The sequence below is a fragment of the Bradyrhizobium erythrophlei genome, from assembly GCF_900142985.1.
GTDB classification, from domain to species: domain Bacteria; phylum Pseudomonadota; class Alphaproteobacteria; order Rhizobiales; family Xanthobacteraceae; genus Bradyrhizobium; species Bradyrhizobium erythrophlei_B.
The window spans coordinates 299,068-316,919 of the sequence record NZ_LT670849.1 but is presented as its reverse complement, the minus strand read 5'-3'; the positions used below and the strand labels follow the sequence as shown (position 1 = coordinate 316,919).

Below are 17,852 nucleotides of genomic sequence, written 5' to 3'. Positions count from 1 at the left end.
CTCCCTTCAACTATCAGAAAGTGACGCCTTTTGAGACTTCCGTCGTTACGAGCGCCGCTCGACATCCTGTTCCTGGTTTGCTGCCTCGTCCTGACCGCCGATGTCCTGGGGCCGGAGATTTTCGGGCACGGAAAGACCAAGGATTATCCGCTCTGGTTCTGGGCCGGACAGCAGGTCCTGCAAGGCGGTGATCTTTACCCGCACGACCCCCGCACGATCTTTGCGTTTCTGTATCCGCCGCCGGCGGCGATCATGCTGGCGATTCCGGCCTTCTTCGGAAAAATTCCGCTCTATCTTTGCCTGTCACTGCTCAACGCCGCTGCATGGTGGATGACCGCGCAGTTGTCGAACGCGATGACGGGCGAGGCGAAGACCGCGAGCCCGTGGCTGGCGGCGCTGCCGTCGATTGTCATGATCTCATTCACTTTCGATATGTTCGATCTCGGACAGCCCAATCTGGTGCTGCTGGCGATGATGCTGTGGGGCTTCTGGCTTCTGCAACACGGCCGTCCCTGGAGTTCGGGGATCCTGTTTGCGCTTGCAACCGCGATCAAGGTCTTTCCGCTCGCCGTGCTTCCTTATCTGGTGTGGCGCAGGCAATGGGCGTCCGTCGCAAGCACGGTGGTTTTTCTCGTCGCACTTCTGGTCGTCATCCCGACCCCGATACGCGGCTATCAGCATAATGTCGCCGAGCTGAAGACCTGGTATCAAGGAATGGTCGGATCGAGTTCGGAAACGGGGTTCGGGCAGCGCGACGATCAGAACTGGTCGTGGATGAACCAGTCCCTGATCTCCCTGACGCATCGCCTGACGCGTCCGGTCGACTACAACCAGGACAATCCGAACAACAAGCCCGCCTACATGAATCTGCTCGATCTCGATTTCAAAGCCGCCAATTGGGTTGTTCTCGGCGTGGCCGCCATCATCGGGCTTGGCTTCATCGCGGTGATGCCGCCTGCCTCTCGCCGGACGCCTCGCTCGGATGCGGAGGAGATCGGCCTTCTGCTCTGCCTGATGACGGTGGCCTCGCCCTTGGCGCGTCAGTATTACTTCATGTGGCTGTTCTTCCCGCTGACGGTGCTGATTCATCGCGCGGCCTTCGACCCCCGCGCCGCCGTGCGCAAGGGAACATGGATCGTGCTCGCCATTTCGGGCGTTCTGATCTGCCTGTCGCTTCCACCGTTCCCGCACGACTGGCAGGCGTACGGAAACAACTTTCTTGCGACTGTCGTGATCGCCGCAGGCCTCGCCTGGCACCTGCTGCATCCGGTAGAAGACAAGGCCGGTTCGCCGGCTGGCTCCTTGTCCGCCTCCGGCGGCGTGCCGTAAAGTACAGTCAGAAAACCAGTTTAAGGAAGATCGGTCATGCCCGACGCCGCACAACTTCAAAAGGTTCTTGATCGCATCGATGCGGATTTCGACAACAGCCTGACGCGGCTGTTCGCGTTATTGCGGATCAAGTCGATTTCGGCCGATCCGGCTTTCGCCGGCGAATGCAAGGCGGCCGCCGATCATCTGGCGAAGGACATCGCCTCGCTCGGATTCGCAAGCGAGGTGCGGCCGACCGACGGGCATCCTGCCGTCGTCGCCAAATCGAACGGGAAATCGGGTCCCGGCCGGCCGCATGCCTTGTTCTACGGCCACTACGACGTGCAGCCCGTCGATCCCTTAAATCTCTGGCATCGTCCACCGTTCGAGCCCGTCGTGACCGACCACGCGGATGGACGCAAGATCATCGTCGGGCGCGGCGCGGAGGACGACAAGGGGCAGTTGATGACCTTTGTCGAGGCCTGCCGCGCCTGGAAGTCGGTGACGGGTTCGCTGCCGCTCGACCTCACCATCGTCATCGAGGGCGAAGAGGAGGTCGGCTCTAAAAATTTCGTTCCGTTCCTCGAAAAGAACAAGGCCGATCTTGCAGCGGATTATGTGCTCGTTTGCGACACCGGGATGTGGGACCAGAACACACCGGCGATCACGACCTCATTGCGAGGTCTCGTTTACGAGGAGGTAAAGATCAAGGCCGCCAACCGCGATCTGCACTCCGGCATTTTTGGCGGCGGCGCGCAAAACCCCATTCGCGTCCTGACCCGCATTCTCGGCGGTCTCTTCGACGATGACGGCCGCATCACCATTCCGGGCTTCTACGACGGCGTGAAGGATTTGCCCGCCGACATTCTGGAGCAGTGGCGAAAGCTCGATCTGACGCCGGAAAAATTTCTAAAACCCATCGGCCTGTCGATCCCGGCCGGCGAAAAGGGCCGCCTCCTGATCGAGCAGATCTCGTCGCGCCCGACCTGTGACGTCAACGGCATCGTCGGTGGCTACATCGGCGAGGGTTCCAAGACGGTGATCCCGGCGGAAGCGTCCGCCAAGGTCTCATTCCGCCTCGTCGAGGGGCAGGACCCTAACAAGATCCGCAATGCCTTCCGCGACTATGTCAGCGCGCGGCTGCCCGGCGACTGCCGTGCGGAATTCACCGACCATTCGAATGCGCCGGCGGTGGCGCTCGACTGGAACATGAAGCCGCTTGCGGCGGCGCGGCGCGCGCTTGCGGAAGAATGGGGCAAGGATGCGGTTCTGATGGGGTCGGGCGCCTCGATCCCGATCGTCGCAGACTTCAAGCGTACGCTGGGTCTGGACTCGCTTCTGGTCGGCTTTGCGCTCGACGATGACAACATTCATTCGCCGAACGAGAAGTACGACCTCAGGAGCTTCCACAAGGGTATTCGCTCCTGGGCGAGAATTCTCGCCGCGCTCGCGCAGTAGATTTCGATAGCTATTGTTTGGCGGCGTCTGCCGCGGACCGCCGCATCGCTTCGGCGGCCTCCGGATGGCGGCGATAGTAGTCGCATGCTCCCGGTTTCGCCGCGCGGTCGAGGCCTGCCTGCCGCGCGGCTTCCACGAGTTCCTCATCCTCTTTCAGATCAAGCACCGCCTGTTCGCGGACGCTGGCGAGATAGCCCTCCCGGCTGCGGGTGCCGGCTTCGCCGGGCAGGATCTTGCAGCCGACAGCAAAATAGACGTCCTTCACGCGGCGCACGAACTTCTCGCGCCGCTCCAGATATTTCTGCTTGAGTCTGGCGGTCAGCGATTGCTTGGGAGGATCGGCTTGCTGTGCGTTGGCCGCGGGCAACACCGCCGTCAACGCGACCGTGACGGCCAGAACCGAGATGATCTTTTTCATAATGACCCCCAACCGCCCTGTGACATCAAACCGCAAGCCATTCGGGGCTGCAGTACGCAGTGCAATATCAGCGGCGAGGGGAACCTGACGTAAAAACGCCGCCCGGAATTGAGCGGCGTTTGATTGAGATGTATAGAGGTATGTGAGGGCACTCTACAGCGGAATTATGAATTTTTCAATTCTTGTAGCTCGGGTCCAGCCGGTCGAGCTTGCGCAACAGCGGCGGCCAGACCAGCGTGGTCGAGCGCAGTTCCTGCCGTTCGGGATTGTCGAGCAGCTTCGTGTTCTTGTCGATGACATCAGCATCGACCGGATAGGCCGATGGTCCCAGCATCCGCGTGCGCACCTGCATGGTGCAGGCGCGTTCGAGGTGGAACATGCGCTCGAAGGCTGATGCGACCGAGCGGCCGACGGTCAGCGTGCCATGGTTGCGCAACAGCATGTGGTTCTTGTTGCCGAGATCTCGTTGCAGGCGCGGGCGCTCGTCGTGATCGAGCGCGATGCCTTCATAGTCGTGATAAGCGAGATCGTAGGTCACAAGCTGTGCGGTCTGATTGAGCGGCAGCAGGCCTTCGGCGCAACTCGCGACCGCCGTGCCGTCGGGCGTGTGCAGATGGATCACGCAGCCGGCGTCCTCGCGGGCTTCGTGAATTGCCGAGTGGATGGTGAAGCCGGCCGGATTGATGTGGTACGGCGTTTTGCTGAGCAGGTTGCCGTCGAGGTCGACCTTGACCAGGCTGGAAGCCGTGATCTCGTCGAACATCAGACCGTAGGGGTTGATCAGGAAGTGATGCTCCGGTCCCGGCACCCGTGCGGAGATATGGGTGTCGACCAGATCGTCCCAGCCATAATGGGCGATCAAGCGGTAGCAGGCGGCGAGATTGACGCGCTGGCCCCATTCGGCCTCCGTCATTCCCGACGGTACTTCCTTCAAGCGTGCTTCCGCTGGCGACATGACGCCTTCTCCTGCTGTTGGCTGAATTGGGAAAAGCCTAATATTGGCGTCAGCAAGCGGCAAGGCGCCTTTCGGATGTGTCAGTTATGCTCTGCGCCGTGAGCCGCGCCAGCTTTACGGCGGCGGATACGACAACAGGCTCGAAATGCTGCGCCCGCGGATATCGTAGACGCGGGCAAACACCACGTCGTCACGTTTGATTTCAACCAGGATTGGCGCGCTGATGAGGCCCTTACAGTAGAATTCGCCAAGCGTCATCGCGAAATCTGCTACGTGGCTGTCCCAGCCGATGGTGAAATCGGGGCCGAGCGCGACCTGCGCGCCCCGGTGCGGCCCGCACACAGCGACATTCCACTTGTGTCCAGGCGGCGGAATTTCGCGCCGCTCGTCCAGCTGCTCGCGCAGGCTGTCGGAGGCCTGTTTGAATGCCAGCCCCCAGTAGTCCAGCATGTAGCGATCGTCGGCGCCGCGTACGGTGCCGGCGATGTGATTGAAATGGGTGTATTGATAGGGGTGAAGCCGGATCATTTCGGCAAGCGGCAGCATCAGGCCGAACGCGAACACGGCCACAGCCACCGGTTGCCAGCTTCGGCGGTTGTCCTTGAGCCAGTCCATTCCACGCGCGAAGGCCACGCCTGCCAGCACGGTCATCGGCGGAATGACGAAGATGAAGTGGCGGATGCCGTTGTAAAGCGCCGGACGTTTCACGATGGCGATCGCAATCGGCAGGACCGCCGCCAGGGTCAACATCAGAAGGATCGTCTTGCGCCGCGCCTGAACGTCATTGCGGGGCAACGCCAGGACAGTCATGACGACGGCCGCAATCGACAGCGCCAGCAATATTTCCGGCAGCTGCAAGGCGAACAGCGTCGGGAGATACGACCACGGCATGTCGGGGACCGCCAGGATGGCGCCGTCAAACATCTCCTTCCACGGCTTTTCGAAGAAATTCGAGAAGTAGGTGGCAGCCTGGATTGGATGACCGGGTTCGATGATCGACCACGGCCAGATCAATCCCATGACGACATAACCCAGGATCAGGCCCGGCAGCAGCGCGTACGCCATCCGCACAAATCGTGCGAAAGATTCGCGTGCGCCATGCGTGCGGATCTCTTCGATCAGCATAGGAATGAAGCCGACCAGAGCGTAGAACAATGCGAGCCCACCAAGGATGCGCGAGCCGATCGACAGACCCGCGCCAAGGCCGACGATCAGTACCGTCCGTGGCGACGGATACGGGTATTCCTCGGCGAGGCGGACCAGACCAAGCATCACGATCACCATCGCGACGGCAAATGGCGCATCCTTCGGATTCATGAACATGTGGCCGTAGAAGGTCGGGCATAGCGCGAGGAGCAAGAGTGCGGCCAGTCCCGCCAGTGGGCCGCCGACACGACGCGCCAGCCGCCACGTCGCCGCGAGACCGATGATGCCGACAATGGCGCCGACCAGCCGCCGCGTTTCAAACAATTCGAGCGGAATGATCTTGTGTAGCAGAGCCGCGGCCATATCGAAGCCGCCGCCATACATATAGAGATTGGCGAATGACAAGGCTGCCGTGTCTTTGAAGCCGGAGCCATACATCCGCAGCAACAAATCGGCATATTCGGCGTGGGTGTAGTCATCCCAGCCAAGGCCATAGTCGCGGAAGGTGAAGCTTGCGACCAATCCGACAGCGACCAACACCAGCGTCGCGGCGTCGTCGCAAGTCCGCTCGATCGAGCGCCCCAGGGGCGTATCGACGGCCGAGGTCGTGATGGATGTCATGGCTATTGGATACCCGGTGTCCCTTGGCCCAGTCAGCGCATTTTGGGCCTCATCCCCCGGCATCCATATAGCGCAGTTCCATGGCCAAGTAATTGGCAATTGTGGCGTAATTCTCCTACCGCAGCGCAGCGGGCTGGAACGTTTGGGCCTTAACCATGGTTCCAATCATGCGCAGGTCTCGGAATTAGCTCGCAAATTGTCCGTTGGCGGGGGCCGCAATATGACGGTATCGTGGCGTTGGGGCTGACGGGCTGCGCGGTGGTGGAGCGTGGCTTTAGGGGTAGTTTGATGTCGATTGGCATGTTGGTCGCCGGGATTGCCTGCCTTTTGGCAGGGCTCCTTGCGATCGCTTTCGGGATCCCGATCAACGAGTTTGGCCTCGGCAATACGCTGATTCTGGCTGGTACAATCACAGCCTGCACCGGATTGCTCATCCTTGGTCTTTGGATTGTCGTCAGGGAACTGAAGGGCGTGGCTGGCCGGCTGGGTACCGGTGCGGCTTTCGATATCAGACAACAACCGGCAACCGCCGCGTTGCCGCGCCCGGCGGTTGGAGATGGTGCGCTCGGCGAGCCGAACCTCGGCGAGGCTGCAGGCGGATCTCAGCCGAACGAGCCATGGCTGGAAGACGCGGCTCAGCGCGCACGGCAGGAGGCACCGCCGCCGTCCGAGTCCCAACCGGTAAAACAGCGGCGCAATTTGATGTTTTCTTCGACGTCGCGCCGGGAGCGCGAACGAGCGCAGACGCGGGCGGGCGATCCTGCCGTTGCCGAAGCTCATTCCGCCCCAGTGGTCGCGCCGGCAGTAGAGCTCGGCGAGCCTCCGCCCGCGACCTTCGATGATGCCTGGCCGAGATCGGAACGCACCAGGCCTGCCGAGGCGTCACCTCAACGGCGCCCTGTGCGTCCGCCAACGCCGGCCAGCGAGAGCGCACCTGCTCGCACCGCGCCCGCGGATCCGCCGCCAGTGACGGTACTCAAATCGGGCGTCGTCGATGGAATGGCCTACTCGTTGTATTCCGACGGATCAATCGAGGCCCAGATGCCGGAAGGCATGATGCGTTTCGCCTCGATCGACGAACTGCGCGCCCACCTCGATCAGCGACCTTGACGACGCCATTCGCGTCTTGCTGGTTCTTGTCTCTGCCCATTTAATCCGCTCATATTCCAGAGTCGCTGACGGCACTCGCGAATCGCTGTGGAGATAACGTGGACGATGAAACCCTTGAAAAGGTTGTGGCCATGACCGACACCACGGGCAAGAATTTCATCGATCTGACCGCGAATATCGTCTCGGCCTATCTCAGCAACAATCCGACGCCGGCCTCGGAAATTCCGGGACTGATCAACCAGATTCATGCGGCATTGGTGCGCGTGTCGACAGGGCGGCCCGAAACGCCGTTGGAACCTGCAAAGCCAGCCGTGTCCGTCAAGAAATCGATGACGCCCGACTATCTGGTTTGTCTGGAGGACGGCAAGCGCTTCAAGTCGCTGAAACGGCACCTGCGCTCGCAATACAATATGACGCCGGAACAATACCGCGAGAAATGGGGCTTGCCGGTGGACTATCCGATGGTCGCGCCCAACTACGCGGTCGCCCGTTCGCAGCTCGCCAAGAAGATGGGGCTTGGCCAGCAACGCCGGCGGCGGAAATAAGCTCTAGGAAGCAGCAGCCAGCGTCTCGCGTGCATCGCTGCGGATGCGTTCCACCATCGAGCGCAGGCCGTTCGAGCGCTGCTGCGTCAGATGTTCGCGGAACCCGAACTCGTTGAAAACAGCCGCGGCGTCGGTGTCGAGGATTTGCTGCGGCGTGTGGCCCGAATAAAGCGTCAGCAGGATCGCGATCAAACCCCGCACGATATGGGCGTCGCTGTCGCCAAGATATTTCAGCAAGGCTTCGCCGTTGCCGTTGCGCCCGACGCTCTTCGAGAGCCAGACCTGGCTGGCGCAGCCCTGCACCTTGTTGGCGGCGGAATGTTCGGCTTCCGGCATCGGCTCGAGCGTTCGGCCGAGTTCGATGACGTACCGGTAGCGGTCGTCCCAATCCTCCAGCAGCTCGAAATTTTCCCTGATCTCGTCAATCGTCGTCATGTTCGCGCTCAACCTTCGACCCCTATATAGGGGTGAAGTCGGCCAAAAGCGACATCATCCGATCGAAGATGTTCCCGGTTTTGCAGGCGATTTACGGCGTCGGCGGCAAAGGCCCCTGCCATTCGATCTGCATATCGTCCGGCGTCAACGTATCGTGCGCGACGTCAGGCTGTGAGGCGTCGGCGCTTTCGATGCCGCCGATGGAGCCGGTGTGGTCAGGCGCACGCTTGTCGGACTTGTCAGGTTTCTCGGACTTCTCGGGTTTGTCGGTGATGATCTGATACAGCTTTCGCGCGCCGCCCTGGGCACGCTGGCCGATCACGCTCGCAGCCTGGCCGCCGACTTCACAGGCCGTCGGCTGGCGTTTGCAGAACTGGCCCATGTCGGAGATCGCGGCGGTCGCAGCCGAGACCGCTTCGGACGCGTTGATCTGGATTTGCGGCGACTTGTCGGAGTCCGGGGTCTTGTCCCGTGGCAACAGCACGAGCACGAGCCCGATCCAGAACGTCAAACGAAGCAGAAAAAACATCTTGCTACTCCGGCAGTCCTTCTGTTCCGCCGCTCTCAATCTCGAGGGTTGGCCCCAGCATCTGTCGATAAATCGCAAGTGTTTGCATTGAGGTTAAATCGGGACGAATTAGCGAAAAAATCGCTTCGTTTGATTCGGCGTAAATTTTCGATTGATGCCGGTTAGATGGATGGCCTCTCGGCCGTGTACCATTTCGAAACCATATCCGGCTGTGCCGCGGAAACCTGCCGTTCACCATCCGCGTTGATAGGCCGGCGCTTCAGACGCCAAAAGCGCCGCGGCGATACGGTCTTTTGCCGCAACTTCGGCCGCCTTAGCGTTCGTTTAATGTCGCTCTGACAGGTTGCGACTCACGACAAGGGGGACGTTCCGGCGTCTGTTCGACGCACAGGCACGAAAGCTGTGATAGTTCTGAGTACCATTCGCGATTGCCTAGATGCGCTGCTGCACCCGTCGGCGCGCTATGACGTGCTGGCGCGCGCGCGCCATCGCGCCTTCATTGCCCCGAGGTTGCTGGGCAGTCTCACCGCGTTCGCGGCATTTCCGGTCTACCTTGCCATGCACGGCGCGCCGACCGCGCTCGGGGTTGCGGCCTTTGCGTGGCTGATCGTACCTATTCTGCTGTCGTGGTTCCTGTCGCGCACCGGCCGCTACGAAGGAGCCTGTCTGCTGTCGTCACTGGCATTTGCCGGCCTGATCATGACGCTAGCCTCGATCACTGGCGGGGTCGGATCGTTCGCCGCGATCTGGCTTGTCGTCGTGCCGATGGAGGCTGCGATCTCTGCATCGCGCCGCGTGGTGGCGTTTGCCTGCGCGCTGGCGCTCGTCTGCGTTTCGCTGCTGATCGTTCTCGGTCATTTCCAGTTGCTGCCGGCGACCGATGTCGATGTTGACCTGCGTGCTGTTCTGACGGCATTCGGTGTCGCCTCGGCGACACTCTATGCCGCGGGTCTGGCATTCGGAGCCGAACTGCTTGCGCGAACCAGCGCCGGGTTGCTCTACACCGAGGAAGAGCGCTATGGGCTTCTGGCTCACAATATGAGCGATGTGATCTCCCGTCATCACCGCAACGGCGCGGTACGCTTCATTTCGCCGGCGGTGGAGGTGCTGCTCGGGGCACCGGCATCGAGGCTGGTCGGCTATGGCCTGTTCGATCGCGTGCATGTCGCCGATCGCCCGGCCTATCTCACCGCGCTGTCAGAAGCCGCTCGTGGTGGTGAAGCACAGAGCGTCGAGTTCCGCCTGAGGCGTGATGGACAGGCCAGTCAGACGAATTTCATCTGGGTGGAGATGCGCTGCCGGCCGCTTGAGCAGGTCATGCCGGCTTCCAGACCCTCCGAGGCCGAAGTCGTCGCGGTGATGCGTGACGTCACCGATCGTAAAAATCAGGAGCACGCGCTGGATCTGGCGCGAACCGCCGCGGAGCAGGCGGACGCGTCGAAGACCCGCTTCCTCGCCACCATGAGTCATGAGCTGCGCACGCCGCTCAACGCCATTATCGGCTTCTCCGAAATGATCATGCAGGAAGACACGCTGATGCTGGATGCCGCGCGCCGCAGGGAGTACGCGCACCTGATCAACGATTCAGGCCAGCACCTGTTGTCGGTCGTCAACGGCATTCTCGACATGTCGAAGATGGAGTCCGGCAATTTCGAGATCATGCCGGAGCCGTTCGCTCCGAAAGCAGCGCTGATCAATTGCTGCAACCTCCTGGCCCTCAAGGCCCGAGAGAGCGGCATCGATCTCGTCACCCGTGCGCCGGACGATCTGCCGGCCATGATCGGCGATCCCCGTGCGTTCAAGCAGATCGTGCTCAACCTTGTTTCCAACGCGGTCAAGTTCACCGAACGTGGCGGCACGGTAACGGTCTCGGCCGGGATCGAAAGCACACGCCTCGTTGTTCGTATCGCCGATACCGGCGTCGGCATTGCGGCCGACGACCTCAAACGGATCGGCGATCCGTTTTTCCAGGCGGGTACGACCTACCGGCGCCGTCATGAGGGCACCGGCCTTGGACTATCGATCGTCAAGAGTCTCGTTGCCTTGCATGGCGGCGAAATGACTGTGCAGAGCAAGGTCGACGAAGGCACCACCGTTACGGTCGCACTGCCGTTGACGCCGCAGGTCGCGCAACCTCATAGCAACGTCGCAACGCTCGCCCCGTCGGCGGCGCGCCCTGCGATACCGGAACAAGCGCTTCAGGTGAAGAAAAGTGCCTAGGAAATCTGCCATCGACGATGAAATGCCGCGCCGCCGCCGCCGCGCCAAGGACGCCGAGTTCGAGCAGGATGTCGAACACGGTCTTGCGCTGCGCATTTTTCTGCACAGCCCCAAGGATATGATTGCGGGTGCGCTTGCGCTCGCGGCCATCTGCGCCATTCTCATCAATGCGCTGTTCATGCAGGCTGGCCGCCATCCGGCGCCGATGTTTGGCACGGTCGTGACCTTGCCAGCGGTTGCCGCGGTACCCGCCAATCCAATCCCGAGACCGCGGCCCGTCGAGGCCGATGTTCCGCTACCTGAGACAAAGCCGGCGGATCCGAAGGCCGCTGACGCCTTGACCAACCTGGTCAAGACGACCAGCACGGTGCAGCCGGCGAACACCAACATTCCGCGGCCACCGATGACGGTGCCGGTCTCTTCCCGCGTCGAGAGCGTACCCGCCTCGGCGCCGCATCGCGTGGCGGCGGTGCAGCGCGCCTTGGCCGACTATGGCTACGGCCAGTTGAAACCGACCGGCATCGCTGGCGCCGACACTCAGGCTGCGATCCAGAAATTCGAGAAGGCTCGGCGGCTCCCGGTGACGGGCCAGATATCCGATCGCCTGGTACGTGAACTCGCCGCCGCGATCGGCCATCCGATCGAGTAAGCGACCGATAGTCCGATTCCGACTTCGCACCCGAGTTCGTCCCGGTAGCGAATGTCAAATTCACTCCACTAGCTTCAACCGGTTAGCTGTCCTATCGTCCCTTCATGCGATTGAAATCAGCCATATGGGTCGCGGCCTATTTGCGCCGCTGCCAGACTGCGGGCGTTTTTGGCGCGGTGCGCCGGCGCGGTGCGGAAGAGGCGGGCGCGGTATTCGTCAAAGTGGCGCTGCTCGACGGCAATGCCATGCTGTACGTGCCGGCGCCGCAGACGGTTTACGACGACTCAAGGCCGGTCGAGCGGCTCTTCATGCCGATGTCGAAAGAGCCGTTGCCGGAGCCTTCGGTGGAGGAGCGTCTTCAGAAGGAAGTCCGGTTTGATCCCGATGCCTGGATCGTGGAGACCGAAGACCGCGCCGGACGGCACTTCCTCGATCTGTCACGGGATTGATCCTAACGTCCTGAGTTCTGCGACGTCCCTGTCCGAAGCGGGGCAACGCTGGCTGCCGGCTGCGACGCGGGCTTGTTCGGCGCCGTGGCGCTTCGTGCGCGGCTGCGCTCATCGTCGTACAGGCCGGAGCGATACTTGGCGCGTGTCGTCGCTACCGTCGCACCGCGCCATGCAGCCAGCATGATCAGCGCCGACTGCTCCTTCAGCACGTCGTAGAGGCGCGACAGCCGGTAGACGGTGTTGACGGAGTTGCCGATCTCGGGCTTGAGGAACAGGAGAACCCGCTGAAAGACAGGGCCCGGCATGCCAAGCGCCTTGGCGGCGCAGGCGAGCGGTTCGCCGGTCGGATCGTTGACCACCTGGGTTGCGATCTTCCAGGGCAATATCAGGGTTTCGCCGAGCTCGATCGTGAAGTTTTCGACATCCGCAACCCAGGCGGCCATCTCCAGCGCTTCGATCGCGTGGGCCGCGCGCCGCGGCGGAACGCGGGGCGATGCCTTCAACGGTGTCTCGGACAGATTGTGCAGGATCAAGGCGCGTTCCGACGAGCTTGCGCCGAAAAAAAGACCGCTGATTTCGGCCGCGTCTTTCGGCTGCATCGACAGCTTCGGCCCCGGGCGATCTGGCGCTTCGTCGGAATTCCTGGTGGGTTCGGAGGCGATGGCGGCTTGTGGGGGGCGAATTTCGCGGGCGAGCGGCAGCGCTCGATCGGGATTTGAGGGTTTGAGCCCGAGATGTTTCAGAACGGGCGCGGGCGTTGCCGGATAGAGAGCGAGCCGCGCCCGCACGGCGGCGCGCGTGGCGTCATCCACCTGATCGATCAGGCGCGACGTGAGTTCAACGAACTGGCGGGCTTCCTGCTCGCTATGGGAGTTCGTTTGAACATAGAGGTCGGCGAGGACACGGAGCAGGGTCGGACGAATGTCGACGCCCTCCCGGCGGGAGAGGTTCATCAAACCGTCGAAGCCTGAGAAAAGTGTAGGCGTGTTCATCTTGAGCGGTACGCGACTGATTTCGATTTCGCGAAAGCCTAAGTCAGTTGCTTTAACGGCGCGTTAAGGAAAACAATCCGTGAAATTGTCTCGCAGTTATTGTGCCATTTTGGCTGCGCTCGTTGTCAGAATGACCGGCGGCAAATCGATCGACGTGCACATTAAGAAGCCGTTAACCACGTTTGTTCTTAATGACGGCCGTCGCCGCAAATCGCGTGAGAGAGCGGCAGCCGGAGAAAGTTAGGCATGGGGACCGTCATTGAATTTCCAGCGGATGCAGCTTCGCGGCGGCTGGGATCAACCGTGGACGACGTCACCCGCGAAGCAAAGGGAACGGTGGTCATCCTTCCCGTGATCCGGATCGAGCGTCAGGCTGAGGAAACAAGCGGAGACCGCGGGCCGGAGCAGGGCACAGCGCCTGGCCGCCGCCGTCGGCGCCGCTAATATGCCGGATATATTTTCGATCGGAATTCGACGGCAGATATCTGCTCCCGTTTCGGCTCTGATGCTGTTAGCGACTGGCCTCATGCTGGTCGGTTGTAGCGGCGGCGATTTCGGACGCACCCGCGACAGTTTTCGCAACGACGACATGCACCGTTGGCTCGGCGTGGAGGCAACTGGCAGCGTCGGACTTAAAGCCTCGCAATTTCAGCTCACCGACGGCGAGCGGCGGCTTCGCGATCAAGCCTATCCCGTGATCGAGCCGCCGCATTCGCGACCCGCCTGGAAGGTGGTATTCGGCGAGTACCAGACCATTGCTTCCCCGTGGCGGCAGAAGGTCGTCTTTGATCGAACGGCTTACGGGCGGCAATTGATCGATGAGCCGCACCGTTCGGACGCCTCGCGCTACGCCCAATTGATCGACGACGTGCGCGACGACATCACCCGCTTCGAGCCGTTTTATACGACGGCGGCGCGCGTGCTCGAACTCGACCGGAAGCGCAATGCGAGCCTCCCCCATGTCTCGCAACTGTCGCCGCGCGAGCGCGCCGACGCGGTCGCCCGCATGGACGAAAACACGCTGATCGTGCAGTGGGTGCAGCAATGCCAGGAGCGGCGAATTTCATCCTACCGCTGGGCGCTGGAGCGGTTGGTGGTTCAGGGACCCGACAACATGGCCGCCGAAGCCGACCGGCTGATCAATGAATTGGCCGCGCTCGCCGCCAATCCGCCTGTGGTCACCACGCCGGTCACCGGCGTCAGCATCTCTTCGAAGGGTTGAGCATCCAGCCTTGAACGATTGATGCGCTAGTGGTCCGATTCTAACATTCGCATCCCTTCTCAGCAGGCACTTTTGCGAATGTTAGAATCAAAGGACCACTAGCAAATACTAGATTCTAGTGGAGTTTTGGATCTGACATTCGCTTTCCGAGTTCGCGGCTAGGTGGGTAGCGAATGTCAGATCCACTCCACTTGACGTCAGCGCTTGGCTGGCATCGGTTCGGTCTGCACCTTGCAGCTCGATGCGGCGAGCGAAGCTTGTGCTTGCGGCATCATGCTCGGCTCCGGCGCCAGGGCCTTCATCACGATCAATCCGGCGGCGCTGGGCGCATCGATGATCAGCCGGTCTGCCGCAGTCACATCCTCATCCTCGGGTAGCGCCGCGTGCTGGGCTTCCGTCATCAGATCGAGTTCGATCACCTTGCGCCCGGCCGAACGGTCGTTGATGGCGTAATAGGCGAGTTCGTTACGGGTGTAGAATGAAACCGACGTATAGGCCTGGCTCACGGGAACCGTGAGCTTGATCGGTCCGCCCGACAAATCGTAGCGGCAGACCGCAACCGCAAAGGCGGGATCCATGAACGGCAGCGGGGCGGTGGAGGGATCCGGCTGCGGCAAGGATGAGACAGCGTTCAACTTGGTGATCGGCGCGAGACGGGAATAGGCGTCCTGGGTTGCGATGCGCGGCAGCGCCAGCACGCTGACCAGATGCACGATGCCGCCCAGGACCACGCCGGCGATGATGGTGAACAACAGCCGGATCATGAGCAGCGCTCGGTTGCGATATTGGGCATCGGCGCGTCACGCTGGGTGCGCGTCGCAACGCCGACGGGCGTATCGTAGAGCCGCAGCACCAGCGTGTAGCGTTCAATGCCGCCGGTCGGCAGCCAGTTGCCGGCGCGCGATCGCGACGCAACCCGCACCTCGAACGAACCGTCAGCGCCGCGGATGATTTCCTGGCTGGTGAAGCCGTAGCGCTGCAGCGAATTGGCGACCAGCCGCCCCCTGTTGTCGTAGAGCGTGAGCGTCCAGAACCGCGCTGCCGGCGTAATTCCGCTCACCACGACATCGCAGCGGCCATCGAGCGGCCGCTTGCGATCGTCTCGCGTTGCCAGAAAAGCCACGCCGTCACCGGTGCCGACCGGCAGTTCGCCGCTGCGGGCAATCGAAGCGCGCGAATAGGGGTCGACATCGGCTGTGCCGGTTTTGGGCCGCGCGGTCCAGGCGCCGATGGTGAGCGCGCCGAGGTCGGTGCCACGGGTCGCCGTCATCCATGTGGCGCCGAGGCCGACGGAAGCGGCGAGGATCAGCGCGAGCAAAGTGACGAATATCAGTCGCACGGCTAGCGCTCCGATTCCGAAGTTCGCACGCGAATCGCGGCAACCTCTGATGCGAACTTCGGAATCAAAGGAGCTCTAGCAAACCTAAATTTGCCAGTGCAGCCTTTGAATTTGAAGTTCCTATGATGAGTTTGTGCTGCCACGGATAGGAACTTCAAATTCGCTGCACTAGTTCAATTCTTGCGCGAAGCGGCCGGGGCCGCGGGGCTGCCAGGCAGTGCCGAAGCGAAGCTGTCGGTAAATCCGGCCGGGGCCGAGGAGGTCGATTTCGCCGGTTTGGCCGGTTCGTCGGCGGTCTTGGCCGCATCATCCAGCAGCTTCTCGACGCGCACGAGGATGTCGGCGCCGCGCTTGGTGAGGACCGGCGGTGGCTTGGCCTCCGACGGCTTCGGACCTGCATTGGCGGCCATCGCGGCGGCAGCGGGCGAGGACGGCAGTTTCGTGCCCATGCCGACCCCTGTGAGTTCCTTGATCTCGACGCCCTGATGCGCGGCGACCATGATGTCGTGCCAGGTCTGCGCCGGCAGCGAACCACCGGTCATGCGGTTGGTGGGCGAGTAATCGTCGTTGCCGTACCAGACCGCGCAGGTGAAATTGCCGGTATATCCAACGAACCAGGCATCGCGATACGCGTTGGTGGTGCCGGTCTTGCCGGCGGTCGGAATGCCGTCGAGTGCAGCGCGACGCGCGGTGCCTTCGCTGACGACGTGGCTCATCATCTGGGCCATGTCGGCCGCAGTCGAAGCCGGAATCGCCTGTAGCGGTTTCTTGCCGTCGCGGTCGAAGCGCCAGACCAGGTCGCCCGCGCCGGTACGGACTTCCAGCACCGAGTGTGGCGTGACCGATTTGCCTTTGTTCGGGAAGGTGGCGTAGGCGACCGCATGCTCGACCACGGTGACTTCGTCGGAACCGATCGGCAGCGACGGCGTGTCGGGCAGGGGCGCCTTGATGCCGAAGCGGCGCGCTACTTCCACGATCTTGGCGCGGCCGACCTTGGCCGGATTCGGCGCCTTGCCGCCGAGCGCGATCGACAGTTTCACCGGAACGACGTTGATCGAGCGGGTGATCGCCTGCGTCAGCGTGACCGCGCCGGAATAGGAATGGCCATAGTTCTGCGGGCACCAGTTGCCGATGCAGACCGGACCGTCGACCACGATCGAAGTCGGCTTGAAGCCGTTGAGCAGCGCGGTGGTGTAGACGTAGGGCTTGAACGACGAGCCCGGTTGCCGATACGCGTCGGTGGCGCGGTTGAACTGGCTCGCGCCGTAGTCGCGGCCGCCGACCATCGCGCGAATGCCGCCATCAAGGTCGGAGACGACGGTGGCGGCCTGCGTGGCGTGATAGTCGCGGCCGAACTGGCGCAGCTGGTTTTCGATGGCTTCTTCGGCCGCGCGCTGCACGTTCATGTCGATCGCGGTACGCACCACGAAGACGCGCTCGTTGTAGGATTTCGGAAAGGTGTCGACGAGTTTGCGCATCTCGTCGAAGGCCCAGTCGAGATAGTAGTTCGGCGAATTCTCGTCGCGCCGGTCGACGGCTGTCGCCGGATTGCGCCGTGCGCCGAACACCTGGCCTTCGGTCATGAAGCCGGCATCGACCAGATTGTCGAGCACGACGTTGGCGCGGGCACGCGCGGCCGGCAGGTTGATGTGGGGCGCATATTTGGTCGGCGCCTTGAACAGGCCGGCGAGCATCGCGGCTTCCGCGAGGTTCACGTCCCGCGCCGACTTGTTGAAATAGAAGTGTGCCGCGCCGTCGACGCCGAAGGTGCCGCCGCCCATATAGGCGCGGTCGAGGTAAAGCTTCAGGATTTCATTCTTGGTGAGCCGCGTTTCCAGCCAGATCGCCAGGAACGCCTCGTTCACCTTGCGCTCGATGGTGCGCTCATTGCTCAGAAACAGGTTCTTGGCGAGCTGCTGGGTGATCGACGAACCGCCTTGCCGCACGCCGCCGGCCTGGGCGTTGGTCACGATCGCGCGCGCCGTGCCGGCGACGTCGATGCCGAAATGATCGTAGAAGCGGCGATCTTCGGTCGCGAGCGTCGCCTTGATCAGGACGTCCGGGAAATCCTCCAGCGGAATCGAGTCGTTGTGCTTGATGCCGCGGCTGCCGATCGGATTGCCGTAACGATCGAGAAAACTCACCGCGAGGTCGGATTTCTTCAGCCAGTCTTCATCGGCGGTTTCGCGGAAGGCCGGCACGGCGAGTGCCAGCATCAGCACCATGCCGCCGAGGCCGAGCGTTGCGGCCTCCGACAGCGGCTCGATGAAAACCCAGCGCTTCCAGCGGCCGACGTAAAAGCGGTCCATGAAAGCCGAGTAGCGTTCATAGAGCTCGCGGGCGCCTTTGCCGGTCGAGAACAGCGTCGAGTCGATGCGCGCGTCGAGGTCCAGCATCCAGTGCCGGATCCTCTTTCTCCACTCGGCGAGATCGATCTTGCGCACGGGCAGGCGTTA

The 17,852-nt window shown here is 62.1% G+C and carries 18 protein-coding genes; 9 read left to right on the top strand and 9 right to left on the bottom strand.

The annotated features are described in order from the left end of the window. Positions 1–30: 30 nt before the first annotated feature. Together BUA38_RS01430 and BUA38_RS01425 are read left to right on the top strand one after the other, a co-directional pair. The gene (locus BUA38_RS01430) at positions 31–1,329 is read left to right on the top strand and encodes a glycosyltransferase family 87 protein (RefSeq protein ID WP_072816223.1); all 1,299 of its coding nucleotides are present in this window, start codon (positions 31–33) and stop codon (positions 1,327–1,329) included. A gap of 36 nt (positions 1,330–1,365) precedes the next feature. Then, positions 1,366–2,766 carry a M20/M25/M40 family metallo-hydrolase gene (locus tag BUA38_RS01425; protein WP_072816221.1) on the top strand — a complete coding sequence of 467 codons (1,401 nt, stop codon included), beginning with the start codon at positions 1,366–1,368 and terminating at the stop codon, positions 2,764–2,766. A 10-nt stretch (positions 2,767–2,776) separates the two neighbouring features. Here BUA38_RS01425 and BUA38_RS01420 read toward each other — a convergent pair whose 3' ends face one another. The 3 genes from BUA38_RS01420 to BUA38_RS01410 form a co-directional block, all read right to left on the bottom strand. After that, a complete protein-coding gene (locus tag BUA38_RS01420; protein ID WP_072816219.1) occupies positions 2,777–3,184 on the bottom strand; it encodes a hypothetical protein in 408 nt (135 codons plus the stop codon). A gap of 175 nt (positions 3,185–3,359) precedes the next feature. Further along, complete coding sequence (locus tag BUA38_RS01415; protein ID WP_072816217.1) at positions 3,360–4,139, bottom strand: class II aldolase/adducin family protein; 780 nt, start codon at positions 4,137–4,139, stop codon at positions 3,360–3,362. 114 nt (positions 4,140–4,253) lie between these two features. Next, a complete protein-coding gene (locus BUA38_RS01410; protein WP_072816215.1) occupies positions 4,254–5,906 on the bottom strand; it encodes a glycosyltransferase family 39 protein in 1,653 nt (550 codons plus the stop codon). Between the two features lie 288 nt (positions 5,907–6,194). Here BUA38_RS01410 and BUA38_RS01405 point away from each other — a divergent pair, with 288 nt between their 5' ends. Next, positions 6,195–7,016: a hypothetical protein gene (locus BUA38_RS01405; RefSeq protein ID WP_072816213.1), complete on the top strand. Its 822-nt coding sequence runs from the start codon at positions 6,195–6,197 to the stop codon at positions 7,014–7,016. A 131-nt stretch (positions 7,017–7,147) separates the two neighbouring features. Beyond that, entirely contained in the window at positions 7,148–7,561 is a 414-nt protein-coding gene (locus BUA38_RS01400; protein WP_072825731.1) for a MucR family transcriptional regulator, read from the top strand. A gap of 3 nt (positions 7,562–7,564) precedes the next feature. On the opposite strand, the gene BUA38_RS01395 is transcribed toward BUA38_RS01400, so the two are convergent. Together BUA38_RS01395 and BUA38_RS01390 are read right to left on the bottom strand one after the other, a co-directional pair. Then, complete coding sequence (locus BUA38_RS01395; protein WP_072816211.1) at positions 7,565–7,996, bottom strand: SufE family protein; 432 nt, start codon at positions 7,994–7,996, stop codon at positions 7,565–7,567. Positions 7,997–8,087: 91 nt separating this feature from the next. Continuing rightward, positions 8,088–8,525, bottom strand: a complete 438-nt coding sequence (locus BUA38_RS01390; RefSeq protein ID WP_072816208.1) for a DUF5330 domain-containing protein — start codon at positions 8,523–8,525, stop codon at positions 8,088–8,090. Between the two features lie 402 nt (positions 8,526–8,927). Between BUA38_RS01390 and BUA38_RS01385 the strand changes: the two genes are divergently transcribed. The 3 genes from BUA38_RS01385 to BUA38_RS01375 all read left to right on the top strand — a co-directional run bounded on the left by BUA38_RS01385 (position 8,928) and on the right by BUA38_RS01375 (position 11,843). Continuing rightward, complete coding sequence (locus tag BUA38_RS01385) at positions 8,928–10,745, top strand: ATP-binding protein (RefSeq protein ID WP_072816205.1); 1,818 nt, start codon at positions 8,928–8,930, stop codon at positions 10,743–10,745. Then, positions 10,738–11,394, top strand: a complete 657-nt coding sequence (locus tag BUA38_RS01380) for a peptidoglycan-binding domain-containing protein (RefSeq protein WP_072816202.1) — start codon at positions 10,738–10,740, stop codon at positions 11,392–11,394. Before BUA38_RS01385 ends, BUA38_RS01380 begins: the two co-directional genes overlap by 8 nt. Positions 11,395–11,498: 104 nt before the next feature. Continuing rightward, positions 11,499–11,843, top strand: coding sequence for a DUF1491 family protein (locus BUA38_RS01375; protein ID WP_072816199.1), 345 nt, complete (start codon positions 11,499–11,501; stop codon positions 11,841–11,843). 2 nt (positions 11,844–11,845) lie between these two features. On the opposite strand, the gene BUA38_RS01370 is transcribed toward BUA38_RS01375, so the two are convergent. Next, positions 11,846–12,796, bottom strand: a complete 951-nt coding sequence (locus BUA38_RS01370) for a DUF2336 domain-containing protein (RefSeq protein ID WP_244553171.1) — start codon at positions 12,794–12,796, stop codon at positions 11,846–11,848. Between the two features lie 285 nt (positions 12,797–13,081). On the opposite strand from BUA38_RS01370, the gene BUA38_RS01365 reads away from it, so the two are divergent. Together BUA38_RS01365 and BUA38_RS01360 are read left to right on the top strand one after the other, a co-directional pair. Then, positions 13,082–13,279: a hypothetical protein gene (locus BUA38_RS01365; protein ID WP_072816195.1), complete on the top strand. Its 198-nt coding sequence runs from the start codon at positions 13,082–13,084 to the stop codon at positions 13,277–13,279. A gap of 1 nt (position 13,280) precedes the next feature. Further along, entirely contained in the window at positions 13,281–14,057 is a 777-nt protein-coding gene (locus BUA38_RS01360) for a hypothetical protein (RefSeq protein WP_072816194.1), read from the top strand. A 197-nt stretch (positions 14,058–14,254) separates the two neighbouring features. On the opposite strand, the gene BUA38_RS01355 is transcribed toward BUA38_RS01360, so the two are convergent. From BUA38_RS01355 to BUA38_RS01345, 3 genes are all read right to left on the bottom strand, one after another. Next, entirely contained in the window at positions 14,255–14,821 is a 567-nt protein-coding gene (locus tag BUA38_RS01355; RefSeq protein ID WP_072816191.1) for a DUF1254 domain-containing protein, read from the bottom strand. Continuing rightward, on the bottom strand, positions 14,818–15,396 hold the full coding sequence (locus tag BUA38_RS01350; protein ID WP_072816188.1) for a DUF1214 domain-containing protein: 579 nt from the start codon (positions 15,394–15,396) through the stop codon (positions 14,818–14,820). The genes BUA38_RS01355 and BUA38_RS01350 overlap by 4 nt, the downstream gene beginning before the upstream one ends. Before the next feature lie 173 nt (positions 15,397–15,569). Further along, positions 15,570–17,792 carry a transglycosylase domain-containing protein gene (locus tag BUA38_RS01345; RefSeq protein WP_425304940.1) on the bottom strand — a complete coding sequence of 741 codons (2,223 nt, stop codon included), beginning with the start codon at positions 17,790–17,792 and terminating at the stop codon, positions 15,570–15,572. Between the last annotated feature and the right edge of the window lie 60 nt (positions 17,793–17,852).